The organism is Streptomyces sp. NPDC051364, from assembly GCF_040682115.1.
Lineage (GTDB): Bacteria > Actinomycetota > Actinomycetes > Streptomycetales > Streptomycetaceae > Streptomyces.
This window is the reverse complement of sequence record NZ_JBFBAH010000001.1, coordinates 348,896-373,090: the sequence shown is the minus strand read 5'-3', so window position 1 is coordinate 373,090 and position 24,195 is coordinate 348,896. Positions and strand designations below refer to the sequence as shown.

The following is a 24,195-nucleotide window of genomic DNA, read 5'->3' as shown; positions in this document are numbered from 1 at the left end:
CTCATACGGTCTGCTCCTGGAGCAGACCGGACAGGGCCTCGCTGACGATGCGGATGCCGTCCTCCGTGAGCACCGACTCCGCGTGGAACTGCATCGAGCGGAAACCGGGCCCCCGCAGCGCGTGCACCTCCCTGGTCCCCGGCTCCCGGCACACCTCGACCGTGCCGATCCCCGGCACCTCGACGGTGTCCGAGGCGCTCTGCGCGGCGAAGGTGTTGTAGAAGCCGACCCGCTCGCGCCGCCCGAACAGCTCGATCTCCCGCTGCACGCCCTGGTTGGGCTGCTCCCGGCGCTTCAGCGCGAAGCCCAGCTTCGTGCTGAGCACCTGGTGGCTGAGGCAGACCGCGAGGAACGGCCGCCCCTCCGTGAGGAGGGTGTCCACCGCGGACCGCAGGTGCGCGATCTTCGGGTCGTCCACCTCCCGCGGGTCGCCCGGCCCCGGCCCCATCACGACCAGGTCGTACGGGGCGAAGCTGTACGGCTCGTCGAACCGGCGGACCGTGACGTCGGCCTCCATGGCCCTCAGCTGGTGCTCGATCATCGCGGTGAAGGTGTCCTCCGCGTCGACCACCAGCACCTTGCGGCCCATGAGCAGCGGGACCGGCCGGGCCCGGGACGTGTCGTCGTCCAGCCAGAACCCGGCGATCGTCGCATTGCGCCGGCTCAGGGCCGCCCGTACGTCCGGGTGGTCGCCGAAGCGGCGCGGCCCCGACGGCTCGAACATCGCGAGCAGGCCGGCCGCCTTCGCGCGGGTCTCGGCGACCTCGGACAGCGGATCCGAGTGGCGCACGAGGGTGGCGCCGACGCCGATGCGCATCCGGCCTGCGGCGTCGATGTCGGCGGTGCGGATCAGGATCGCCGAGTCCAGCGTCCGCTCGCTGTTCTCGTCCTGGCCCATCAGGGCCAGCACACCGCTGTAGTAGCCGCGGCCCTGCGGCTCGTACTTCTTGATGACCCGGCCCGCGCTCTCCAGCGGGGACCCGGTGACCGTCGGTGCGAACAGGGTCTCGTGCAGGATCTCGCGGGGGTCGCGGGAAGTACGGCCCTCGATGAAGTACTCGGTGTGGGCGAGGCGGGCCATCTCCTTGAGGTACGGCCCGACGACCCGGCCGCCCGATGCGCAGATCCGGGCCATCATCTTCAGTTCCTCGTCGACGACCATGTACAGCTCGTCGGCCTCCTTGCGGTCGGCGAGGAAGTCCATGACGCCGGGCAGTTCGGGCCCCGACGCGGGGAACCGGTACGTGCCGCTGATCGGGTTCATCACGGCCCGGCCGCCGGAGAGGCTCACGTGCCGCTCGGGCGAGGCACCGATGAGGGTGCGCTCGCCCGTGTGCACGATGAACGTCCAGTACGCGCCGGTCTCCCGCTCCAGCAGCCGGCGGAAGATGCGCAGCGCCGCGGCGGTGGAGTACTCGCTGATGTCGGCCACGAAGGACCGCTTCATCACGAAGTTGGCGCCTGCGCCGGTGCCGATCTCGTCCGCGATGACGCGGCGAACCGTTTCGGCGTACGTGTCGTCGTCGATGTCGAAGTCGCCGCCCGTCGCGAGGTGGACGGGGGCGTCGGGGATCCCCGCCAGGACGGCGGCGAGCGGCACCTGCGCCTGCTCCTCGATCACCATGGCGAGCAGCGGGGTGCCGTCGTCGGGCGCCTCGAAGCCGCGCTCGGCGAGCTGCCGGTACGGGACCAGGGTGAGCACGTCCTGGCGGACGCCGGCGCCCGCCTCGACGTCCCGGAGCGGGATGTCGGCGAGCGTGGCCGCCTCGGCGAACTCGCCGAGGAAGAGGTCGAGGTGCCCGGTGACGGTGGTCTCCGGACGGTGGATCAGCGCGAAGGCCGGCGGTCGGCCGGTCAGGATCCGGCCCAGCAGGTCTCCGGTCATGCGGATTCCCCTCCCGCTCCCGCATAGGCGGCCACCCGGTCCGGGAGGGCCGTCAGGAGCTCCTTGGTGGTGATCAGACGGGCGCAGCGGCCGGCGGCGTACTCGAGCGCCATCCGGTGCTCCTCCCAGCTGAAGTCGGCGACGGCGTCGGCGACCAGGAAGGGCTGGATGTCGTTGGTGAACGCATCGACCGCGGTCACCAGGACGCCCACGTGCGCGTACACACCGCAGAGGATCAGCTGGTCGCGGCCCTGGGCGCGCATCCGCTCCAGCAGATCGGTCTTGAAGAAGGCGCTGTAGCGCCACTTGGTGAGCATCCAGTCGCCGGCGGCGGGCGCCACCGGGTCCACGACCTGGCGGTGCTCCGGGCTGGGCTGCATGCCCGGGCCCCAGAAGTCCCCGAGCAGTCCGCGCTCCTCGGGGGTCATACCGCCCGGCTGCGCGGTGTACGCGACCGGGATGCCGAGCTCGGCTGCGCGTACGCGCAGCGCGCCGGCGTTGCGGGACAGGTCCACGACGGGCTGCTCGCCCGCGGGGAAGGGGGCCAGGAAGTACTTCTGCAGGTCGTGCACCAGCAGGACGGCGCGGTCCGGATCGATCTCCCAGTCGACGCCGGAGGCGGGCAGGTCGGCCGCCGACGGCATCGGATAGGGGTTGATCGCAGGTATGCCTGCCATGCGTTTCTCCCTCTCGTTCACGCTCTCGTTCACGGTTCGCTGACTGGTTGCACCGGTCTCAGGCACCGAGCGCCGCACCGCCGTCGACGGTCAGGTCGTGCATCGTGATGTGGGCGGCCTTGTCGGAGAGCAGGAAGACCACCGCCTCGGCGACGTCCTCGGGACGCGCCAGCTTGCCCAGCGGGATCCCGACGCGGTACGCGTCCGGAACCCCGTCGATGGAGGCCCGCGCGCTGCTCTCGTCCTGCCACATGGAGCTGAGCATCGGCGTGTCCGTCGAGCCCGGCGCCACGAGGTTCGCGCGGATGCCGAACTTGGCGACCTCCAGCCCCAGGCACTTGGTGAACATCGTCGCGGCGGCCTTGGAGGCGGCGTACGCGGACATCTCGGTACGGGCGGTGCCCGCGGCGTTGGAGGCGATCGTGACGATCGCGCCCCGGCGGCGCGGCACCATGCGGTTGACGACGGCCCGGGAGACGAAGAAGACGCCCGTGGTGTTGACCGCGAACGTCGTGCTCCACTCCTGGTCGGTCAGGGTGCGTGCCTCGGCCAGCCGCAGCACGCCGGCGGCGTTGACGAGGAAGTCGAGCGGACCGACGAGCGCCTCGACGTCGTCGACGAGCGATTCGACGTCGGCGCTGGAGGTGACGTCGGCCGGGAACGGATCGACCCGGCCGCCCTCCTCCGCGACGGACTTGGCGACGTCGCGCAGGCGGTGGGCGTCCCGGTCGACCGCGGCCACCCGGACGCCCCGGGAGGCCAGGGCGCGGACAATCGCCTCGCCGATGCCGCCGGCCGCTCCGGTGACCAGAGCGATCTTTCCTTCCATGATGAAGAAACCCCCTCTTTCTCTTCGGCCTCAGCCGCGCCAGGCCGAGACGACCTCGACGGCCTGGTCGACATTGAGGCGCGGGTCGCAGAACGAGGTGTACTTCTCGCCCAGTTCGTCGACGTGGTATTTGTCGGAAACGCATTCGTGGACCAGGTCCGGGGTCGTTTCCAGGTGGAGCCCGGCCGCCACTCCGCCGTTGTCGACGACGGCCTTCTGGAATTCCTCGACCTCGCGTACGACCGTTTCCACATAACGGGTCTTGACGCCGCCCGGCAGGCTGACGGTATTCCCGTGCATCGGGTCGCACAGCCACAGCACCGGGTGCCCGGCGTCGTGCACCGCGCGGACCAGCTCCGGCAGCTTCTCGGCGGCCGTGCCCTGGCCCATCCGGGAGATCAGCGTGAGCCGGCCCGGCTCCCGATCGGGATCGAGCCTCCCGCACAGCTCCACCAGCTCGGCCGGGGTCATCTTCGGACCGACCTTGGTGGCGACCGGGTTGGCGATGGTCGCGAAGAGCTCGATGTGGGCGCCGTCCAGCTCGCGGGTGCGCTCGCCGACCCACGGCCAGTGCGTCGAGGTCAGCAGCACCGAGCCGTCCGGCTGGGTGCGCAGCATCGGGCCCTCGTAGTCCAGCAGCAGCGCCTCGTGGCTCGTCCACACCGGGGCCTCGGCCGCGGAGGGGCGCCCCTCGCCGTGCCAGCCGAGCCAGCCCATGGCCCCGGCGGCCGCCCGGTAGCCGGCGACCAGGCGCCGGGGGTCGGGACGGCGCAGCTCGGGGTCCGGCTCCGGGCTGTTGACCATGTGGCCGCGGTAGACGGGCAGCTCGATGCCGCCGACGGTCTCGGTCGGCTGGGAACGCGGCTTGCCGAACTGGCCGGCCAGCCGGCCCACCCGTATGACGGGCTTGAGCGAGCGCGTCTTCATGACACCGGCCAGCACGTCGAGGAGCGCCGCCTTGCGCGCCACATAGCCGGGAGTGCACTCCGCGGGGTCCTCCGCGCAGTCCCCGCCCTGGATGACCTGCACCTCGCCCCGCGCGGCCGCGGCGAGCAGGGCGCGAAGGGCTTCGACGTCCTGAGGACGAACGAGTGCGGGTGCTTCGGCGAGTTCGGCCCTGGCATTCTCCAGGGCGTCTTCATCCGGCCAAACGGGCTGTTGGCCCGCGGGCAATGATTTCCAGCGTGCAACACCGTGCATGCGGCACCTCCCAGTGCTGAACCTGCCGTGACATCAGATGCAGCCAGAAGTCTGTGAAACAGGCATTCGAGGGAACCACAAGAGATTCGCCACTACGTCAGGTGGGGCCGCATTCGGTCAGGTTGAAAGCAAGGGCCCGAAATAAACCTGACGCAGTACCCGGGCGTAGGGCCGCGGTCGCCTTCGAACCCTTTAAGGTCCGCACACGTGAGAGGACACGGGACCTGGACGGTCCGTTACTTGACACACCATCAACGGTTCAGTTCATACAGATGTCATGACGTTCTAAGGTCGTGTTCGTGGTTAGTCAAGGAGCTGGAGCGCTGCTGAAGCAACTGGTGTCCGAGGGGGTTTCGCCGTGGCTGAGCACGCAGGATCCCGGGGACTTCGACGCCGGAGCCCGGTACCCGACCCTGGGCGCCCACTTCCACAACGCCCTCGCGCCCACGGGCAGCAGCGTGGCCCAGCTCCGCCGCGCCTGCGATGTCCTGCTGCCCGTGTACGAGATCAGCAAGGGCGCGGTGGGCCAGGTCTCCGTGCCCGTCTCCCCGCGCCGCGCCCATGACGTGAAGGCGATGGGCGAGGCGGCCCGCGCGGTGCACCGGGCGGTGGACCGCCCCAACGCACTCGTCCGCATCCCCATGACCCCGGCGGGTCCCCGGGTGCTGTCCGACTGCCTCGCCGAGGGGATCGGGGTGCACGCCTCGATGGTCTTCTCGGACGAGCGGTACGCCGAGGTGCTCGACGGCTACCTCGACGGGCTGGAGCGGTCCCTCTCCTGCGGCCGGCCGCTGGGCGCCGCCCCGATGGTGGCCTCCTTCCCGGTGGGCCTGCTCGACGTGGCGGTCGACGCCCGGCTGGACGAGCTCAGCGTCGGCCCCCGGCACGAGGTGCGCGGCGCCGCGGGGCTGGCCGTGGCCCGCACGATGTACCGGCTGCGCGAGGAACGGCTGTCCGGGGACTGGTGGCGGGTGCTCCGGGCCAACGGCGCACCGCAGCCGCGGCTGCTGTGGGGTACCGGCGCCGACGGCGGCGTGGGCGCCCTGGTGGGCTGGAACACCGCGCTCGCCCTGTCCGTGGACACCCTGGAGGCCGCCGCCCGGAAGCCGGAGCTGACCGGTGACACCCTCCTCAACGCCGACGGGGAGGCGGCGTGCGCCCTCCGGGCCCTGGAGCGGCTCGGCGTACCCGCCCGTCAGGTCGCAGCCGTACTGGAGACGGAGGAGCTCACCCGCCTCCAGCACGGCTGGGGGGTCAGGACGGGATCCGGTCTCGCCGCCTCTCCGGGAACCGGGTATTCGTCAGCGCCAGCAGCGGAGCCGACTTGACGGCCGTCTCCTCGTACTCGGCGGCCGGATCGGACAGGGCCACCACGGCCCCGCCGACCCCGTACCGGACGCGGTCGGCGGTGACCGTGGCGGTACGGATCACGATGCTCAGGTCCGCGGCGCCGGACAGCGAGAAGTAGCCGATGGCCCCCGAGTACACCCCGCGCGGACCCGCCTCCAGCCGGTCGATGATCTGCATCGTGCGGATCTTGGGGGCCCCGGTCATCGACCCGCCCGGGAAGGCGGCCCGTACGCAGTCCACGGCCGACAGCTCCGGCCGCAGGCGCGCCCGTACGGTGCTCACCAGCTGGTGGACGGTGGCGTACGTCTCGACCCGGAACAGCTCCTCGGCCTCGACCGAGCCCGGTACGGCGCAGCAGCCGAGGTCGTTGCGGACCAGGTCGACGATCATGAGGTTCTCGGAGCGGTCCTTCTCGTCGGTCAGCAGGTCCTCGATCAGCTCCGCCTCCTCCTGCGGGGTGCTGCCGCGCGGCCGGGTGCCCTTGATGGGCGAGGACTCGACGAGCCCGTCGCGGGCGACGCGCAGGAACCGCTCGGGCGAGGTGCTGAGCACGGACAGCTCGCCGAACTGGAGCAGCGCGGCGAACGGCGCCGGGCTGGTGCGGCGCAGGGTGCGGTACGCGGTCCAGGGGTCGAGGCGGGCTTCGGCCTCGGCCATGTTGGTGAGGCAGACCTCGTACGTCTCGCCGGCGGCGATCTCCTCCAGGCAGGAGTCGATGAGGTCCAGATAGGCCCCGCGGTCGTGGCGCAGCCGGATCTCCCCGCTCGGGGCGGTCGGCCGGGGGGCCGGCAGGCTCAGGCCCGCGAGCTGGGCCAGCCGCTCCGCCGTGCCGATCAGCCAGGCGTCGGCCGCGGCGGCGGACTCCTCCGCGGTCCCCTCCACCAGGGCCAGCAGGTGGGTGGTGTTCCCGACGTGGTCGAAGACCAGGGCACGGTCGGCGAAGACCATCGTGGCGTCGGCCACCGGCGAGCGGTGCACGAGATCGCCGCCGCATTCGGCCTTGAGCTCGTATCCGAGGTAGCCGACCCAGCCGAGCGCGAAGCCGAAGGGGAGCTCGGGGAGTTCGGTGTGCAGGGAGCGCAGGTCGCGGTCGACCCACTCCAGGAAGGGGGCGGCGACCAGCTCGCTCGCGCCGCCCGCCGACTCGACGGTGACGCACCCGCTCCACACGTCGGCCGTGGCGACCCGGGCGAGCGGCCCGGTGGCGTCGCCCATGACCGAGAACCGGCCGCGGTCGCCGCCGGGCAGGCTGCTGTCCAGCCAGTAGGCGTGGTCGTTGCCGCGGAAGAGCTGGTCGTAGACGGTCTCGGGGGACCAGCGGGTGGGCAGCTCGCGCGTGACCAGCCGGAGCCGGCGGACCGGGACCTCGGCGACGGGCGCAGGAGCGGTGCCGGTGGCGGGTGCGACGGCGGGTGCGACGGCGGGGCGGCGGGCCCGCGTCGCGTGGCGCTCATGGTGCTTGTGGTTCGTGTGATGCGCCTGGTTCGCCTGGTGCGCGCGGGTCAGATCGGCGAAGTTTGCAAGCAGCTCGATCCCGTACTTACTGCAAATCGATTCGGGGTGGAACTGCACTCCCCACATCGGCCGCGTCCGGTGCCGCAGCCCCATCAGGATGCCGTCCGGCGTCCACGCGGTGGCCTCGAGCTCTGCCGGCAGGTCCGTCACGGCGAGCGAGTGGTACCGGACCACCTCCATCGGGGAGGGCAGCCCGGCGAACAGGCCCGTGCCGTCGTGCAGGACGGGCGAGGCGCGGCCGTGCCGGGGCTCCGGCGCACGGGCGACCGTGGCGCCGTGCACGTGCCCGATCCCCTGGTGGCCGAGGCAGACGCCCAGCAGCGGCAGCGGCGAGCGCTCGACGATCTCGGCGCAGATGCCGAAGTCGGCAGCCCTGCGCGGGGTGCCGGGGCCGGGCGAGACCACGACGTTGTCGAACGCGCCGAGTTCCGTCATCTTCCAGTGCGGGTCGTCATTTCGAACCACTTCCGGCTCCTGACCATTGACCTCGGTCAGATAGTGGAAGAGGTTATAGGTAAACGAGTCGTAGTTGTCCACGAGCAGCGTGCGCATGATGAAATATCCCCCCGTCTGAATCAGGCCGAGATTGGCTTGATCTCGAGCAGCATGTGCTCGACCATGTCCTCTCCGTACTCCCCCTCGCGGACCCGGTAGCTCGCCACGGTCGACAACTCGCGGCCGCTTCCGTCCGCCATCTCGTGCAGTGCCGCCAGGTCGCCGCGGTCGCTGAAGTGGAGCAGGACGCGGCCGCCCGGGGTGGTCCAGTGCACGGCCTGCTCCAGATACCGGCGGTGGGCCTGGTACCCGGTGTCCACGTATGCCCGCTCGTGCACCGACTTGTACTCGTAACTCTCGGGCCCCATCACGTAGTTGGAGCTCCAGAAGACGACATCGAACCGCTCGCTCTCGCGCAGTCCGGAGAACAGGTCGCTGTGCAGGGCCTGCAGACGGTCCGCCACCCCGTGCCGCTCCGCGTTGACGGAGGCGTTCTCCACGGCGGAGGGGCTGATGTCGGCCGCCACGACCCGCTCGTATCCGGCCAGCGCGGCGGTCACGGCGATCACGCCGGTGCCGCACCCTATCTCCAGGAACGAGCCCGAACGCAGGCTTGGTGCAAGCTTGTTGAGACCGAGCAGCTCGAGGGCCACACCCGTCGAAGGGGAGTAGACGGGGGCGAAGACCTCGTCGAACAGGTCCCACTCGCGGTCGCCGAGCGTGAACACCCGCGGCCGGTCCTGCCGGGTCAGCGACAGCCGGCTGCGCAGCAGCGACCGCTCGTAGCTCTGGAGCTGAGACAGCTGTGACACCTGAGTCATGCGAACTCCCCCAAGGAAACATCAGGCTGTTGATGGTGCCGATGGTGGTGACGGCACCGGAACGCTCGGTGAGCAGCCTGCCCTTGAGTCAGCCTCGACCAGAAGGTGTTCACGTGACAGCATCACTCATGGACCGTGGTGATCCGATCACCCTCCGCGTCGCTGACCTGGATCGCTTCTCGAGTGTTTCTTGACCGGTTCTTGCCCCAAGAGATACTTTCAGGCAGGCCAGGGATTGCTTGCACTCGGGTTGGTGCAATCGTGAACGGCTTTTACGGGGGTCGGGGGAGAAGTCGTGGTTGACCACGCTTACGAAATGCTGGAACTGCTGAACAGAGAGGCGCCTGCGGCTGCCTTCGACGACGTGGTCCGCAAAGCCCGTGAGTCCGGCCTGTCCGGGGCCGCCCTCGCCCAGCTGACCAGGGCCCGAGACCAGAGTCTCGGCATCCGGGCCCTCTTCGTACGCCGCCAGCAGCGCGAGGCCGGCCTCGCCGCCCTCGTGGACACCGCGCGCGACCTGACCCTGCCGTACGACCTCGACGAGCTGCTGAAGGTGATCACCCGCCGGGCCCGGCTGCTGCTCGGGCTCGACATGGCCTGGGTCAGCTTCGACGACCTCGACGCGCAGTGCTCCAGGGTGCGTTCGGCCGACGGCCATGCGTCCGCGCTCACCATCGGGTTCGCCATTCCGCTGACCGGCGGGGGCGTCGGCAAGCGCGCCGCGGACGGATCTGCCCCGTTCTGGTCGGCCGACTACATGAGTGACAAAACCTTCCAGCACAGCCCCGTCATCGACGAAGTCGTACAGGCCGAGGGCCTGCACGCCGTCATGGCCGTCCCGCTGCGGCACGCCGGAACCACCCTGGGCGCCCTGTACGTCGCGGACCGGAACATCCGGCACTTCACCCCGGACGAGGTGTCGCTGATGAGTTCGCTCGCCGACCTCGCCACCGTTGCGATCGAAAAGGCCCGGCTGCTGGAGCAGACCCGGTACGAGGTCGTGGAGCTGGAGCAGGACACCTCCCGCGCCCTGGACTCCTCCACCACCGCCCGCCAGCTCCGCGAGACGCACGGCCGCCTGCTCGACCTGGTGCTCCAGGGCGGCGGCCTCGGCAACCTGGCCGCCGAGGCGGTCAAGGGCTTAGAGGGCAAGCTGCTCGTACGGGACGCGGCCGGCCGCAACCTGGCCTGCCCCGGCGGCGAGCCCCCCGAGCTGGACGAGTCCGAGATCCGCACCGTCCTGCTGGACGCACACACCGACCGGCAGCCGCGCAGCACGGGCGACGGGGTGTGGGTCGCCTCGGTCGCCGCGGGCGACGAGATGCTGGGCACGCTCATCCTGGCCTGCGACGAGCCGGCCACCGACCGCCAGATCCAGCTCCTCGCGCTCACCGCCCAGGTCACCGCCGTGGTGCTGCTGATGGAGCAGGGCATGGCCGCAGCCGAGGGCCACATGCGGGACGAGTTCTTCCACGACCTGCTGCGGGGCACCTCGCTGTCCCCGGTGCAGATCGCGGAGCAGAGCCGGCGCCTCGCGCTCGACCTCGACGAACCCCACGTGATCGTGATCGCCCGGCCCGAGGGCGGAGTCCAGGGCCGCGTGCTCGCGTGGGCCGCCTCGTACGCCAACCGCCACCACGGCCTCAAGAGCGTGGACGGCGACATCGTGGTGCTGCTGCTGCCCGGCACCCGGGCCGGGGCCATCGCCCGTACGGCCTCCAAGGAGCTCTCCGAGGTGCTCGGCAAGCCCGTCACGGCAGGCTCCGCCGGTCCCGTCGACGATCCGGCCGGCATCGTCCACCTGTACCAGGAGGCCCGCCGGGTCCTGGACGCGGTCGCGGCGCTCACCGGCCCCGGCAGCACGGCGTCCCCCGAGGAGCTGGGCTTCCTCGGCGTCCTGCTCTCCGAGAAGCCGAACATCGCCGGATTCATCAACGACACCATCGGCCCCGTCCTCGACTACGACGACCAGCAGTACACCGAGCTGATCCGCACCATGGAGGCGTACTTCGCCTCGGCCAACAGCCCCTCCAGGGCTGCCGAGTCCCTGCACGTCCATCCGAACACGGTCTCGCGCAGGCTGGAGCGGATCACCGAGATCCTGGGCGAGGACTGGCAGAAGCCGAACCAGGCCCTCCAGGTGCAGCTGGCCCTCCAGCTCCAGCGGACCCGGCAGGCGCTGAACAAGGGCCCCCGCGGCGACCAGCCCCGGCAGACCATCGGCTGACCGCCGGCCGGCCTCCGGCCGGGCCGGCGGCCGGATGCCGGATGCCTACCGCTCGCCGGCCCCCTGGGTGAGCACCCGCACCGCGTGTGCGGCGGAGGCCAGGGTGGTGTGCCGGTGCCAGCCGCCGAAGGAGCGGCCGCCGAAGTCGGTGAGCCCCACCTTCTGCGAGACGTTCGCGAAGTCCGCCTCGACGTTCTGCGCCCGCTTCGCGAGCCGCAGCAGCCCGCCGGAAGGCGCCTGCGTCATGTCGGTGACCCAGCACTGCTCGGGCCAGCCGCGCGGATCGCTCCACTCGCCGAACAGCAGCAGAGGCCTGGGCGCCTGCGGCAGCTCCACCCGTACGCCGACCACCAGCGTGGTGCGCTGCTGGAGGGTCAGCGGGTCCACCCAGGTCACCGGGCGGCGTAACGTGCCCGCCATCAACAGCAGCTGGTGCGCCGCGAGTTCCCGGTTGCCGCTGCTCGGCAGGACCGGGTCCACGCAGCGGACCCGCATCGAGCCGCGGGCCGAGGCCACGAAGTGCGTCCCTGCCGGGCCGAACCGGCGGGCCACCGCGGCCGGATCGACGTCGGGCAGGTCGAACACCACCGGGCGGCGGATCTGCCCGACCCAGTCGCGCAGTTCCTCGACGGCTCCGGCGGCGCATTCGAGCGGGCTCGTCGCCAGTTCCGACTCGTGGACGTTGGGGGAGAGGGGGCCGACGCTGTCGCGCCACTTCTGGGTAAGCGCGAGCCGCCAGTTCACCGGGCAGCTGTGCTCCTCGCCGACGGACCAGACCCCGAACGCCACCTGGCTGTTGACCATCTGGCCCCGCTCGGGCACGAAACGGCGGGCCACCCCGACCGACTCCGTGCCGGCCTTGGAGATGACCACCGGCTGCACGACCCAGGCCCGGGGGCGCAGCGCCCGCTCCAGATACCGGGCGAGGGCGGCCCGTACCGGACCCCAGTCCCAGGTGGACGAGACCACGAAGTGGTGCAGGCTCTGCTCGGCCGCCCGGTCGCCGACGTGCGCCGCGATATTGCGTATCGACTTGCGCCCCTCGGCCTTCAGGAGGCCGCGCAGGTACACCTCCCCCTTGCGCCGCTGGTCGCTGCGCGGCAGCGAGGCGAACAGCTCGGCGCAGAGTTCGGCCACGACCAGGTCCGGTACGTACCGGCTGCTCAGGGTCTCCAGGCGTTCGAGACTCGGTGCGCTCATGACGGATGCATCCCTTCCCCCGACGTTCTCTCCAGCCCCTCAACCCTGCGGTCGGAGGAGGCGGGAGAACCAGGTGGACCCGTCACACACATTCGGCCCGGCATGCACGGCGGACCATCAGCCCGAAAGAACCAGGCGAACCCGAATCATCATTCGATGCAGCGCACCACAACCCTTTGGCCAGGGCAGCAACGATTCGCAGCCGGGTCGAGCCCCGCTGGAGCCGAGGTGGACCACCCACCCCACCCGCCCCACGCCGGGGGCATACGCCGCCAGAGGTGCCCGCCCCACCACGCCACGGCCCTGGCGTGGTGGCCGGCCCACCATGGGGCAGCTCAGATCACAGCGTGCGCACGAAGGATGCCCAGGCCAGGTCGGCGGTCTCGACGACCGCCCCGTCGGCCCGCTTGCTGTCCCGGATGGCGACGGTCCCGGCCACGTTCGTGGCCACCTCGACGCATTCGCCGCTGGATGTGCTGTAAGTGGACTTCACGAACTCGAAGTGCGTCATGCCTGGAGCCCCTTATGAATGCTGTCGATCAGGTCGATGGAGTCACGCGGCGCCAGGCTCATCCTGGCCGTGCGGTCGAAGTACCGGCTGTACACGGCACTCTGCTCGCGGCTCTCCACCCAGACAGTAGATCCGATGACATCGACATGGACCACGTCCATTGCCTCCGCCTCTGCGAACGAGACGACGTTGAAGGTCCCACCAATACACGGATGGCCACCGGCCCGGTACGGCAGAACCTGCACATGGACGTTTGGCAGCTCAGCAAGCTCCAGCAAGTGGGCGAGCTGCGCACGCATCACGTGGGTGCCACCGACCTCCTGTCGGAGCGCACCCTCCCAGACCACCGCGTGGACCTGGAGCGGTACCTCGCTCCGCAGCCGGTGCTGACGTTTCACACGGACGGCCACGATGCGCTCGATGTCGTCGGGCTCCTGCCAGAACTCGTCACTCACGGCGAGTGCCCGGGTGTAGTCGGCGGTCTGGAGCAGGCCGGGGATCAGGGACAGCTGCCAGGTGCGCACCCTGGTCGCCACGTCCTCCATCGCGATGTACTCCGCCATCGAGCCCGCGTCAGGTGAGTGCTGCCACCATCCCTTGGCCTTGCGACGCTCGCGATCCAGTCGGGCCAGATCCAGCAGACCAGTCGTGAACTGCGCGTCCGACACCCCGTAGAACTCGCACAGCACGCGAATGTCCGGGTCCCTCATCGGCACCCAGCCGCTCTCCATCTTCACGATCTTCGTCGCAGTGGCGCTGATCTCTTGGGCTGCTTGCAGCTGGGTCTTGCCCGCCGCCGTGCGCAGCCTGTTCAGCTCGCCACCCAACCTGCGCCCCAGCACCGTCGACACCCGGTTGCCCTGGCCTTCTCGCATCCCACGGTTCACCGGCCCAGTTTCGCGCCCTGCCAAGCACAAGTCGACACCGTAATCCATCTGGGGAAGATATTCCCCGAAACCCTTGCTCCCCCACCACAGTCGCTCCTACCGTCGGTGACGAACTGCTCACTGCCCAAGCCCAGTTGGCGGAAGTGCACCGTGCTGCCCGCACGGCGGAGCCACCGCCCATCGGAGGTGCACGTACAGATGGACGAGCCGACGCGATGCGACGTACGGAACTACCCGCCCCGGCAGGACTCGGTGCCCGCGGCCCGGCGGCGAGCCGCTTGGCTCGCGGTGGCGTGGGGGCTGCCCCAGCTGGCTTCGGACGCGGCGCTGCTGACCAGCGAGCTCACCACCAACGCGCTGCTGCACGGCTCGCTGCGGGACCGGTACCTACGGGTCGAGGTGCAGCTCACGGGAGCAGTGCTCCGGATCGCGGTCACCGATCCGAAAGGCGAGCGGCGGCCCGAACCGCGAGCGGCTGCCGACGATGAGCAGTACGGGCGGGGGTTGCAGATCGTGGGCGCCGTCGCGGAGCGGTGGGGGGACTCCGAGAGGGTCATCGGCAAGACGGTATGGGCCGAGCTCTGCGTCGGAGGGCCCCGTTAGGGTTGGCCCGTATGGGGACCTGGATCGCGCCGAGCGCCATCGAGAGAGAGCTGTACGAGGCCAAGGGCGCCGGCGAGTGGGGCCGGTACCTCGACGTACTCGCCCGCGCCGAGCTGTTCCTCGCCCAGCCCCGTACCCAGATCGACGCCGAGCCCACCCAGGCCCGCTTCTATCCGGTCGGCCACACCCTCCCCGTCTACACCCGCGGGATGCTGCCCGCCCCCACTCCCGAGACCGTCTTCGTACGTCAGAGCCTGGCCTGGTTCGCCAACGCCTGGGACCACCGCGACCCGCCGTACCTCGCCGTGAACCCCGGCAGCCCCGCCGAGGCCTACCTCACCACCGGCCCGGCCGACCTCGCCCGCTGGCGCGCCCACTGGGACTCCGCGACCAGCTGGGGCCTGGCCCCCGGCGCCGTGCACGCCCTGCACACCGGCGGGCCCCTGCACGGGCCCGTCGCCCGCGGACTGGCCGTGGGCGCCCATCTCGCGGTGAGCAACGGGGAGTTCTGGAACGCGCTCGCCTACCACGGCAGCGGCTACACCCGCGAGCGCGAACGCCTCCGCAAGTCCTGGGGCATCACCACCCGCGAGGACTGGCTCGACGTCCTGCACCGCATGCTGAACGCCGAGATCGTCAGCCCCGTCTGGGAGTTCGTCCTGCGCATCCGCCGGATCCTCGCCTCCGACTTCGCCGGGCCCGTCGACGTCGAGCACTGGCGGCACGCCGCCGAGGCCAGCCTGCGCCGCAATGCCGAACGGGCCGCCGAACCGCAGCTCACCCCCGACGGCGTCACGGTCGCGCAGCCGCGCCCCACCGCGGAGGTCGAGGGCGAGATCGCCGGCGTACAGCGCCTGATCGGGCGCATCGCCCGGTACGAACAGCGCTTCCGGGCCGACGGACTGCTCCCCGAGGGGGGTTACGTACGCTCCGTCGAGGGCTGGGACATCGGCCGGGCCTCCCAGATGGCCCGCTGGGGCCTCGGCACCCGCTACGGCACGCTGGAGGAGGCGGAGCGCGCGGTGCTCCGCGCGGGCGAGGCGGCCGCCGACACCTACCGCTCCTGGGCGGAGTTCTCCGCCGGTTACTTGCTCGGCCGGTGCCTGCACTTCGACGAGGAGGAGTTCGGCGAGTGGTACGCCGGCTCCCTGGCCACGCACCTGACCCTGACCACGGAGCCGTCCAGCCCCTGGCTCAACATCCCCTGGAGCTAGGACGTTTCATCGCTTCGTCGGCGTGGGCGATTCATCGGCGGAGGGCTAGTGCCCGGCCATGTCCATAAGTTCCGCGAGGGGTTTCTGCTGCATTGAGCCGCGCACCCGTTGCAGGCCGTACCGATCAATGGCTTTCTTGTTTCGATTAGGGTCCGACAGGTCAAAATCAACCTTCAAACCAGGCGGCTCCACAACCACATAAATGTACGGCCAGTCTTTTTTGTGCACATACCACAGAGTTATACGCTGACGGCCTCGAGTCACGTTGAGGATCTCATTGCTGTTCGAGATGTCGGTCTGATACCTGAAGTAATGCTGATCCGCCTGGCCCGGCTGGTCCGCCTGGTCCGGCCCTCGAGGATCTTTGTCCTTCCCTTCCTCTATGAGCTGCCTCAGATTCTTGCCGGAGCGCTCATAGTTGCCAACTATCGTCATCCGATCCTTCCTGATCGCGTACAATTCGGCCTCGACCTTGACCTTCTCGTATTTCGACTCATCCGAGTTATTGACCGCGATCTCGGCGACCTCGTCCTCCGAGAATTCCTCACCCGGATTCAATGTCCGCCCCGGCGGCATGATGAACTCACCGTCGTGGATCAGTTCGAAGTGCGGCTTCTTCTTTGCCGGGATCCAGCCGTGGACCCAGTAGATACTGCCGAGGATGTAGACGGGAATCTGGCCTGCGTTCTTCACCGCCAGATGAACCGGCAGATACATCTTCGTCTCCCCCTTGTTCAGACTTGGTTTCCCTAAGGTGGCCGCACTGTTCACGACCGGAGATGTCGCGTAGGGGAGATATATTTGCGTATACGTCACGTTGGGGATGGCAAAAAGGCTGGAGATGACCACCCCGGCCACGATGCGCTTCGGATGGGGAATCGCCCTCCATACCCGGTCGTGGACGAGTATGATCAGTGCCCACACGGACAGCAAGGTGAAAAATACCCAAAGCGGCACGTACCACGTATACGTCCCTCCGTTGATCAAATGCATGAGCAGCATGAACAGGCCGACGGCAATAGAGCCCAATGCGCCGATCAAAGTGATCATCCCGGAGTGCGCCACTTTACGCTTGTGCCAATAGTCGACAGCGGCCAGTGCGGCAACGATTTCCAGCGCGGCGGCAAGAAGGAAGATTATTCCTGTGATGCGTCCGGAGTAGGTAAGGGCGCCGAATATGTCCATCACGCCGATCACGAAGAGCATGCCCGCTGTCGCCAAGAGGCCGAGTGCCATCAGACCGCCGACGGTATACCGGTACCGCGGGTTGTCCGGCCAGACTGTGCAGTCCCCGCCGATCCAATGGATGTCGTATCCGGATTTCAGGCCGGCGCGGTCTATGAGTCTTCCCAGCTCCTTGATGGAGCGGACATTCCCCGCGTCCTTGCCGTCGACGGTGACGTGCCGCCAGCCGAGGCCATTCGGTCGATCTACGGCCACCACGGATGTGCTCGCCATGACACCAGTCTGCCGCCGTATGCCGGTGAACGCCTCTGGAGTGCGCCCGCACCCGATCGGAGTAACGTCATGACCCATGGCCCGCCCTCACAGGAGGTCCCCATGCATACACGACTTCTCGGCTTCGCCGCCGCCGTCATCCTGGCCGTTCTCGGCGTCATGAGCCCTGCCGCACAAGCCGCCGCGCCCGCAGTCGATGCGCCCACATGTCTCGCCGGCAGGGGCACTGTGGAGTACAACTCCGCAACGGGCCTGTGGACGTGCATCGATGGCGAACACGACGGCGAGCCCATCGACTGACAGGGTTGCCCCAGCCCCGACTTCGCTCAGTCGCAGCGCATTCCTGTGTGGGCGGCAATCCGCCAATTAGCCTACTGTGCATGACGATTGAGTTGAACGAGACCGTACGCGGCTTACTGGACTCCCCCCACCCCGCGGTGCTCTCCACCCTCAACCCCGACGGCAGTCCTCAGAGTTCGGTGGTCTGGGTGGCCCGGGACGGGGCCGATGTGCTTGTGTCCACCGAGCAGGGCCGCCGCAAGGAGCGGAACATCGCGCGTGACGGGCGCGTCGGGCTGACCGTCTTCGACACCGCCAATCCCTTCCTCTACGTCGAGATCCGCGGCACGGCCACCCTCGCCGAGGACGCGGGCCGCGAGGTCGCCATCCGCATCTCGGAGCAGTACCTGGGGCCGGGCGCCGGCAAGGAGTACGCCGAAGCACCGTCCGAGAACGTCCGCCTCGTCGTGCGCATCACCCCGACCAAGGTGCTCGGCAACGCCGCGAAGGGCAGCTAGGGCAGCAGCGGCTGGACCTCCGACCAGTCGTCCACCGCCTCCGCGAGGGAGTCGCCGTCCGGGAGGTGGGGTCGTGCGAGGGCCATCCAGGGCAGCAGGAGCTTGATGCGCCGCAGGTGCCGGATGCGGGGTCGCGGCAGGTCGCGCCAGGTGCGGGCCTCCGCGGCCGCCTCCGCCGGGGTCAGGTCGATCACCGCAAGCGCGTCCCGGCACAGGGATCCCGGGTCGCCGCCACGGCCCGGGCCGAACTGCTGGATCAGGTAGCCCCGTACGGCGGCCACCTCCACCGCGCGGTCCAGCTCGTGCGACCCCGCCCACTCCGCCTTGCGGTGGGTCGCGGCCAGCGCCACCCGGCCCCAGCGCAGCCGGGTCTCCTCGGGCAGCCAGTCCCCCTGCATCCGGCCCACGGCCAGGGTCCGCAGCGTCAGCGGATGCGGCTCGTCCTGCAGCGGCGGGTCGGTGGCCAGCCAGGCCTCGATGTCCTCGAGCGCATGCCCGCCGGGCGGGACCGCGGTCAGCACCTGCCCCCGGGTGAGCAGCGCGACCAGGGCGCCCGTGAGGTGGACCCTGGCCACGTGCCCCGCGTCGAAGAAGGCCACGGAGCGCCCGTACCGCTCGATCCGCCGTAGGCCGAGCCGCAGTTCCCCGACGGCGTAGACCTGTCCGGCGCGCGCGACCCCGCCGAGGCAGCGGACCACGCACACGCCGCCCGTGACGTCGGCCTCCTCGACGGAGTACACCTGCAACTCGGCGATGGCCACTCCGACCCCCCTTCCCGGGCGGGAGGCTACCGCCTGCCGGCGTCGGAACCTCCTACACCTCCTGAGCCTCCAGGACCAGGCGGATCTCCGTGACCTCGTAGCCGGCGCGGTCGAACGCCGCGGCCATGGGCACGTTGGCGGTGTCCGTGGTCGCAGTGATGCGCTCGGCGCCCGCGGCCGCGTGGAAGCGGGTGATCTCCGCGAGGACCTCGTCGATCAGGCCGCGGCCGCGCTGCTCCGGTACGACGCCCAGGTACCCGACGTTGCGGTGGTACGGGGTCGCGGAGGGGATGGCCATGCCCGCGAGGGTGCCGTCCGGGAGGTCGGCCAGGCGCCACCAGGAGCGCTCGCCCGGGCAGTCGAGGTAGAACTCGACGTCTTCGCGGGCCAGTTGCTCCGCGTCCATCGAGCGGAGCTCGTTCCGGGTGTGCACGTCCAGGCTGCCGGCGGACAGCCTGGCGAAGGCCTCGAGGAACTCCTCGTCCGTGCCCTCGCGGAACACCAGGCGCCCGGTGGGCTCCGCGGTCCCGGCGGCCGGGCTCCACTCGTAGCGCAGGCGCTCGATCTCCCGGGTCAGGCCCGCCCGGTACGCGGCCTCCTGGCGCCAGGCAACGGCCTCGACCAGGTCGGGGCGGGTCCGCCAGTCGCCGGGCAGCGCGACGTTGTAGAGCGGCAGGTTCCCGAAGGCCTCGTGCCCGGCGGCCAGCAGGGCAGCAGCGACGCCCGCCGGGTCGGCGACGGTTTCCCGTACCTGGAGGCAGTCGAGCGCGACGGGGCGCTCGCTGTCGGCGCGGCCCCACCACAGCGCGCGGGCCAGGATCTCGCCGTTCTCGTCCTCGGCGCACCAGATCCACTCGGGACGGAACCGGTTCTCGGCGAGCTCCTCGCGGATCCTGTCGGCGGAGAGGGCTTCGACGGGCCCGTCGGCCGGGTAGGCGACGGCGCGGTCGATGTCGGTGGGGGCTGCGATGGCAGCGCGGTAGGTCACGGTCACGGCCTGATGATCACACCGGGCAGAGCCCCTGGCCAAGACTTTTCCGGTACGCCGAAGGCCCCCTCGCGGTGCGGTGGCGAGGGGGCCTTCGGATGCGCGCCTATGAGCAGGTGCCGCTACGACCAGGTGATGAGCCGGCGCGGGTGCTCCAGGACGGCCGCGATGTCCGCCAGGAAGCGGGAGCCGAGCTCACCGTCGATGAGCCGGTGGTCGAACGACAGCGCCAGGGTGGTGACCTGGCGCGGCTTCACCTTGCCCTTGTGGACCCACGGCTGGAGCTTGATCGCGCCGACCGCGAGGATCGCGGACTCGCCGGGGTTCAGGATGGGCGTACCGGTGTCGACGCCGAAGACGCCGACGTTGGTGATGGTGATGGTGCCGTTCTGCATGTCGGCCGGGGAGGTCTTGCCGTCGCGGGCGGTGGTGACCAGCTCGGACAGGGCCGTCGACAGCTCGGGCAGCGTCTTGGCGTGGGCGTCCTTGATGTTCGGGACGATCAGGCCGCGGGGGGTGGCCGCTGCGATGCCCAGGTTGACGTAGTGCTTGAGCACGATCTCCTGGGCCGCCTCGTCCCAGGACGCGTTGACGTACGGGTTGCGGCGGACGGCCACGAGGACGGCCTTGGCGATCAGGAGCAGCGGGTTGATCCGCAGACCGGCGAGGTCCGGGTCGTCCTTGAGCTCCTGGACCAGCTTCATCGTGCGGGTCACGTCGAAGGTGATGAACTCGGTGACGTGCGGCGCGGTGAACGCGGAGCCGACCATGGCCTGCGCGGTGACCTTGCGGACGCCCTTGACCGGGATCCGGGTCTCGCGGGCCGAAGCCTCGCCGGGAACCGAGGCGGGAGCCACGGCCTGGACCTGGGCCTGGGCGGGCACGGCGGCAGCAGCGGCCGGAGCCTGCGCGACCGCGGCCTGCGGGGCGATCGCAGCCGCGGCGGCGGCGTGCACGTCCTCGCGGGTCACGACCCCGCCCTCCCCGGTGGGCACCACGGAGGCCAGGTCGATCCCGAGGTCCTTGGCGAGCTTGCGCACCGGCGGCTTCGCCAGCGGGCGCTCCCCGCCGGCGTGGCCGTTGCCGTTCAGCCCGGCGGCCGCGGCGGCGGTGCCGTTCTGTGCGACGGCGGGCGCGGCCGGCGCGACGGGAGCCGCGGCCGCGACGGACGCGCCGGGCGCCGCCTTGCGCGGACGGCGCTTCGTCGAGGCCTCGGAGACGCCGTAGCCCACCAGGACGGGCTGACGGGCCGCAGCGGCCGGCGCCTCGGCGGGAGCCGCGGCCGCAGCCGGGGCGGCCACCGCAGCGGCCGGGGCCTCCGCCTCGGCCGGGCCCGTCTGCACGGAGATGATCACCTGGCCGACGTCGACCGTGGTGCCCTCCTCGAAGAGCAGCGCGTGCACGACCCCGTCGAACGGGATCGGCAGCTCCACGGCCGCCTTCGCCGTCTCGACCTCGCACACGACCTGGCCGTCGGTGACCGTGTCACCCGGCTGGACGTACCACTTGAGGATCTCGGCCTCGGTGAGGCCCTCGCCCACGTCGGGCATCTTGAATTCGCGGATGGTCATGAACGTGGCTCCTCAGTACGCCAGCGAGCGGTCGACGGCGTCGAGCACCCTGTCCAGGCCCGGCAGGTACTCGTCCTCCAGGCGGGCCGGCGGGTACGGAGCGTGGAAACCGCCCACGCGCAGCACCGGAGCCTCCAGGTGGTAGAAGCACCGCTCCGTGATGCGGGCGGCGATCTCCGCGCCCGTGCCCAGGAACACCGGGGCCTCGTGGACGACCACGAGCCGGCGGGTCTTCTCCACGGAGGCCTGCAGCCCGTCGAAGTCGATCGGGGACATCGAGCGCAGGTCCACGACCTCCACCGACTTGCCCTCCTCGGCCGCCGCGGCCGCCGCCTCCAGGCAGACCTTCACCATCGGGCCGTAGGCCGCCAGGGTGATGTCGGAGCCCTCGCGCGTCACGCGCGCCTTGTGCAACTCGCCGGGGATGGCGTCGGTGTCGACCTCGCCCTTGTCCCAGTAGCGCCGCTTCGGCTCGAAGAAGATCACCGGGTCGTCGCTGAGGATCGCCTGCTGGAGCATCCAGTACGCGTCGCTCGCGTTCGACGGGGAGACCACCTTCAGGCCCGGGACGTGCGCGAACAGCGTCTCGGGGGACTCGGAGTGGTGCTCCACCGCGCCGATGCCGCCCGCGTACGGGATGCGGACGACGACGGGCATCTTGACCTTGCCCAGCGAACGCGCGTGCATCTTCGCGAGCTGCGTGACGATCTGGTCGTACGCGGGGAAGACGAACCCGTCGAACTGGATCTCCACCACGGGGCGGTAGCCGCGCAGCGCCAGGCCGATCGCCGTGCCGACGATGCCGGACTCGGCGAGCGGGGTGTCGATGACCCGCTCCTCGCCGAAGTCCTTCTGCAGTCCGTCGGTGATCCGGAAGACACCGCCCAGCTTGCCGACGTCCTCGCCCATGATCAGGACCTTCGGGTCCGTCTCCAGGGCCTTGCGCAGGGACTCGTTGAGCGCCTTCGCGATCGACATCTTCTCGACGGCCATCAGTGGCCCTCCTCGGCCGACTCGAAGGAAGCGAGGTAGGCGGCGAACTGGGCGCGCTCCTCGTCGACGAGCGCGTGCCCGTCCGCGTAGACGTTCTCGAAGATCGCCATGGTGTCCGGGTCGGGCATGGCGCGCACGACCTCGCGCACCCGCTTGCCCAGCGTCTCGCTCTCGGCCTCAAGGGCCTCGAAGAAGGCCTCGTCCGCCCCGCCGCTCGCCAGCAGGTACGTCTTCAGGCGCAGGATCGGGTCCTTCGCCTCCCAGGCCTGCGTCTCCTCGTCCCGGCGGTACTTCGTCGGGTCGTCGGAGGTGGTGTGCGCACCCATGCGGTACGTGAACGCCTCGACCAGGGTCGGGCCCTCGCCGCGGCGCGCCCGCTCCAGCGCCCAGCGGGTGACCGCCAGGCAGGCCAGGACGTCGTTGCCGTCGACGCGGACGCCCGGGAAGCCGAAGCCCTGCGCGCGCTGGTACAGCGGCACGCGCATCTGGCGCTCGGTCGGCTCGGAGATCGCCCACTGGTTGTTCTGGCAGAAGAACACCACGGGGGAGTTGTAGACGGCCGAGAAGGTGAACGCCTCGGCCACGTCGCCCTGGCTGGACGCGCCGTCGCCGAAGTAGGCGATGACCGCCGAGTCGGCGCCGTCCTTGGCCACACCCATCGCGTAACCGGTCGCGTGCAGCGTCTGCGAGCCGATGACGATCGTGTAAAGGTGGAAGTTGTTGATCGTGGGGTCCCAGCCGCCGTGGTTCACACCGCGGAACATGCCGAGCAGGTTGGTCGGGTCGACGCCGCGGCACCAGGCCACACCGTGCTCGCGGTAGGTCGGGAACACGTAGTCGTCGTCGCGCAGCGCGCGGCCGGAGCCGATCTGGGCGGCCTCCTGGCCGAGCAGCGAGGCCCACAGGCCCAGCTCGCCCTGACGCTGCAGGGCCGTCGCCTCGCCGTCGAAACGGCGGGTCAGGACCATGTCGCGGTAGAGCCCGCGCAGGTCCTCGGTGGTGATGTCCTCGACGTAGGACAGGAACTCCGCAGCATCGGGATTGTCTGCGGCGCTGACCCGTTCCCCTTCGGGCGTCAGCAGCTGTACGAGCTGGGGCTCGGCGTTCTGCGCGGTGGCGACAGCCTTGGCAGCGGGGGCCTTGGCGGCGCTCGCCGCGCCTGCCGCCCGCTTGGTGCCGCTGCTGCGTCGCGGCTTGCGCGCGGCAGTGCTCTCCACGGTCACGTGTTGCTCCTCCGTCGGTCCGGCTCCCGGGTTCTCCGGGGTCCAGTGCGGCTCACCCGGATCCGTACCAGCGCACGGGGTGGGTGCGCGTCGTGTGCGGATTCGAGCGTGACAGGTGCCCCGGCAAGTGCCCTGCGCAATGCACGTTACCCAGTGCGCCGCATATCCGCGAAACCCCACTTGACCTGCGTTTTTGCTTGGATTTCCAAGTAAATCCGCAGTGCGGGGAACAACCACTGGTCACAGCCTTGCAGGGGGCCGGAACAACGGCACGTTATCCCGGGTAACGGCGTCAGGGAAGGGGTGAGTGTGTGAAACTGAGTTCGTGCGCGAAGACGGAAAAATCAAGGTATTTCTCCTGGACGACCACGAAGTGGTACGTCGCGGGGTCCATGAGCTCCTTTCGGTCGAAGACGACATCGAGATCGTCGGCGAGGCGGGCACCGCCGCGGACGCCCTGGTCCGTATCCCCGCCACCCGGCCCGACGTGGCCGTCCTCGACGTGCGCCTGCCGGACGGCAGCGGGGTGGAGGTCTGCCGCGAGGTCCGCTCCCAGAACGAGGACATCAAGTGCCTGATGCTGACCTCGTTCGCCGACGACGAGGCACTGTTCGACGCGATCATGGCCGGGGCCTCGGGCTACGTGCTCAAGGCGATCCGCGGCAATGAGCTGCTGAGCGCCGTACGGGACGTCGCGGCCGGCAGGTCGCTGCTGGACCCGGTCGCCACCGCGCGCGTGCTGGAGCGGCTGCGCGACGGCAAGAACTGCAAGGGCGACGACCGTCTGGCCAACCTCACCGAGCAGGAGCGGAAGATCCTCGACCTGATCGGCGAGGGCCTGACCAACCGCGTCATCGGCGAGCGCCTGCACCTGGCCGAGAAGACCATCAAGAACTACGTCTCCAGCCTGCTGTCCAAGCTGGGCATGGAGCGCCGCTCCCAGGCGGCCGCGTACGTGGCCCGGCTGCAGGCCGAGAAGCGGGCCTGACC

Annotated in this window: 22 protein-coding genes; 7 read left to right on the top strand and 15 right to left on the bottom strand. The window is 70.2% G+C overall.

The annotated features are described in order from the left end of the window. Position 1: 1 nt before the first annotated feature. Genes AB0M76_RS01805 through AB0M76_RS01790 form a run of 4 tightly spaced genes read right to left on the bottom strand, consistent with a single transcriptional unit; the run spans position 2 to position 4,591 of the window. Entirely contained in the window at positions 2-1,885 is a 1,884-nt protein-coding gene (locus AB0M76_RS01805; RefSeq protein WP_365951015.1) for an anthranilate synthase family protein, read from the bottom strand. After that, the gene (locus AB0M76_RS01800; RefSeq protein ID WP_266665667.1) at positions 1,882-2,562 is read right to left on the bottom strand and encodes an isochorismatase family protein; all 681 of its coding nucleotides are present in this window, start codon (positions 2,560-2,562) and stop codon (positions 1,882-1,884) included. The genes AB0M76_RS01805 and AB0M76_RS01800 overlap by 4 nt, the downstream gene beginning before the upstream one ends. A 58-nt stretch (positions 2,563-2,620) precedes the next feature. Beyond that, entirely contained in the window at positions 2,621-3,391 is a 771-nt protein-coding gene (locus AB0M76_RS01795; protein WP_266665668.1) for a 2,3-dihydro-2,3-dihydroxybenzoate dehydrogenase, read from the bottom strand. 30 nt (positions 3,392-3,421) lie between these two features. After that, entirely contained in the window at positions 3,422-4,591 is a 1,170-nt protein-coding gene (locus tag AB0M76_RS01790) for a 3-deoxy-7-phosphoheptulonate synthase (RefSeq protein ID WP_365951014.1), read from the bottom strand. 338 nt (positions 4,592-4,929) lie between these two features. Here AB0M76_RS01790 and AB0M76_RS01785 point away from each other — a divergent pair, with 338 nt between their 5' ends. Continuing rightward, complete coding sequence (locus AB0M76_RS01785; protein WP_365951013.1) at positions 4,930-5,919, top strand: transaldolase family protein; 990 nt, start codon at positions 4,930-4,932, stop codon at positions 5,917-5,919. Here AB0M76_RS01785 and pabB read toward each other — a convergent pair. Continuing rightward, a complete protein-coding gene (pabB, locus tag AB0M76_RS01780; RefSeq protein WP_365951012.1) occupies positions 5,846-8,008 on the bottom strand; it encodes an aminodeoxychorismate synthase component I in 2,163 nt (720 codons plus the stop codon). The two genes, AB0M76_RS01785 and pabB, sit on opposite strands and share 74 nt — an antisense overlap. A 23-nt stretch (positions 8,009-8,031) precedes the next feature. Further along, positions 8,032-8,772, bottom strand: coding sequence for a class I SAM-dependent methyltransferase (locus AB0M76_RS01775; protein ID WP_365951011.1), 741 nt, complete (start codon positions 8,770-8,772; stop codon positions 8,032-8,034). Between the two features lie 295 nt (positions 8,773-9,067). On the opposite strand from AB0M76_RS01775, the gene AB0M76_RS01770 reads away from it, so the two are divergent. Beyond that, the gene (locus AB0M76_RS01770) at positions 9,068-10,999 is read left to right on the top strand and encodes a helix-turn-helix domain-containing protein (RefSeq protein WP_365951009.1); all 1,932 of its coding nucleotides are present in this window, start codon (positions 9,068-9,070) and stop codon (positions 10,997-10,999) included. Positions 11,000-11,044: 45 nt separating this feature from the next. Here AB0M76_RS01770 and AB0M76_RS01765 read toward each other — a convergent pair whose 3' ends face one another. From AB0M76_RS01765 to AB0M76_RS01755, 3 genes are all read right to left on the bottom strand, one after another. Further along, positions 11,045-12,199 carry a transposase gene (locus AB0M76_RS01765; protein WP_365951008.1) on the bottom strand — a complete coding sequence of 385 codons (1,155 nt, stop codon included), beginning with the start codon at positions 12,197-12,199 and terminating at the stop codon, positions 11,045-11,047. A gap of 340 nt (positions 12,200-12,539) precedes the next feature. Beyond that, a complete protein-coding gene (locus AB0M76_RS01760; RefSeq protein ID WP_365951007.1) occupies positions 12,540-12,710 on the bottom strand; it encodes a DUF397 domain-containing protein in 171 nt (56 codons plus the stop codon). Beyond that, the gene (locus tag AB0M76_RS01755) at positions 12,707-13,585 is read right to left on the bottom strand and encodes a helix-turn-helix transcriptional regulator (protein ID WP_365951375.1); all 879 of its coding nucleotides are present in this window, start codon (positions 13,583-13,585) and stop codon (positions 12,707-12,709) included. Before AB0M76_RS01755 ends, AB0M76_RS01760 begins: the two co-directional genes overlap by 4 nt. 210 nt (positions 13,586-13,795) lie before the next feature. Between AB0M76_RS01755 and AB0M76_RS01750 the strand changes: the two genes are divergently transcribed. Together AB0M76_RS01750 and AB0M76_RS01745 are read left to right on the top strand one after the other, a co-directional pair. Beyond that, complete coding sequence (locus AB0M76_RS01750) at positions 13,796-14,200, top strand: ATP-binding protein (RefSeq protein WP_365951006.1); 405 nt, start codon at positions 13,796-13,798, stop codon at positions 14,198-14,200. 11 nt (positions 14,201-14,211) lie between these two features. Next, the gene (locus AB0M76_RS01745) at positions 14,212-15,414 is read left to right on the top strand and encodes a DUF1266 domain-containing protein (protein ID WP_365951005.1); all 1,203 of its coding nucleotides are present in this window, start codon (positions 14,212-14,214) and stop codon (positions 15,412-15,414) included. A gap of 45 nt (positions 15,415-15,459) precedes the next feature. Here AB0M76_RS01745 and AB0M76_RS01740 read toward each other — a convergent pair whose 3' ends face one another. Continuing rightward, positions 15,460-16,872 (bottom strand): hypothetical protein, encoded by a 1,413-nt coding sequence (locus AB0M76_RS01740; protein ID WP_365951004.1) that lies wholly within the window; start codon positions 16,870-16,872, stop codon positions 15,460-15,462. A 102-nt stretch (positions 16,873-16,974) separates the two neighbouring features. Here AB0M76_RS01740 and AB0M76_RS01735 point away from each other — a divergent pair, with 102 nt between their 5' ends. Together AB0M76_RS01735 and AB0M76_RS01730 are read left to right on the top strand one after the other, a co-directional pair. After that, a complete protein-coding gene (locus tag AB0M76_RS01735; protein WP_365951003.1) occupies positions 16,975-17,172 on the top strand; it encodes a hypothetical protein in 198 nt (65 codons plus the stop codon). An 80-nt stretch (positions 17,173-17,252) separates the two neighbouring features. Further along, a complete protein-coding gene (locus tag AB0M76_RS01730; protein WP_365951002.1) occupies positions 17,253-17,669 on the top strand; it encodes a PPOX class F420-dependent oxidoreductase in 417 nt (138 codons plus the stop codon). Here the strand turns inward: AB0M76_RS01730 and AB0M76_RS01725 are convergent. The 5 genes from AB0M76_RS01725 to pdhA all read right to left on the bottom strand — a co-directional run bounded on the left by AB0M76_RS01725 (position 17,666) and on the right by pdhA (position 23,205). Next, entirely contained in the window at positions 17,666-18,430 is a 765-nt protein-coding gene (locus AB0M76_RS01725) for a hypothetical protein (RefSeq protein WP_365951001.1), read from the bottom strand. The genes AB0M76_RS01730 and AB0M76_RS01725 overlap by 4 nt on opposite strands. Before the next feature lie 52 nt (positions 18,431-18,482). Continuing rightward, entirely contained in the window at positions 18,483-19,418 is a 936-nt protein-coding gene (locus AB0M76_RS01720; RefSeq protein ID WP_365951374.1) for a GNAT family N-acetyltransferase, read from the bottom strand. Between the two features lie 122 nt (positions 19,419-19,540). Further along, entirely contained in the window at positions 19,541-20,989 is a 1,449-nt protein-coding gene (locus AB0M76_RS01715) for a dihydrolipoamide acetyltransferase family protein (RefSeq protein ID WP_365951000.1), read from the bottom strand. Positions 20,990-21,001: 12 nt separating this feature from the next. After that, complete coding sequence (locus AB0M76_RS01710; protein ID WP_365950999.1) at positions 21,002-21,982, bottom strand: alpha-ketoacid dehydrogenase subunit beta; 981 nt, start codon at positions 21,980-21,982, stop codon at positions 21,002-21,004. Further along, entirely contained in the window at positions 21,982-23,205 is a 1,224-nt protein-coding gene (gene pdhA, locus AB0M76_RS01705; protein WP_365950998.1) for a pyruvate dehydrogenase (acetyl-transferring) E1 component subunit alpha, read from the bottom strand. Before pdhA ends, AB0M76_RS01710 begins: the two co-directional genes overlap by 1 nt. A 325-nt stretch (positions 23,206-23,530) precedes the next feature. Here pdhA and AB0M76_RS01700 point away from each other — a divergent pair, with 325 nt between their 5' ends. Continuing rightward, on the top strand, positions 23,531-24,193 hold the full coding sequence (locus AB0M76_RS01700) for a response regulator transcription factor (RefSeq protein WP_365950997.1): 663 nt from the start codon (positions 23,531-23,533) through the stop codon (positions 24,191-24,193). The last annotated feature ends 2 nt before the right edge of the window (positions 24,194-24,195 follow it).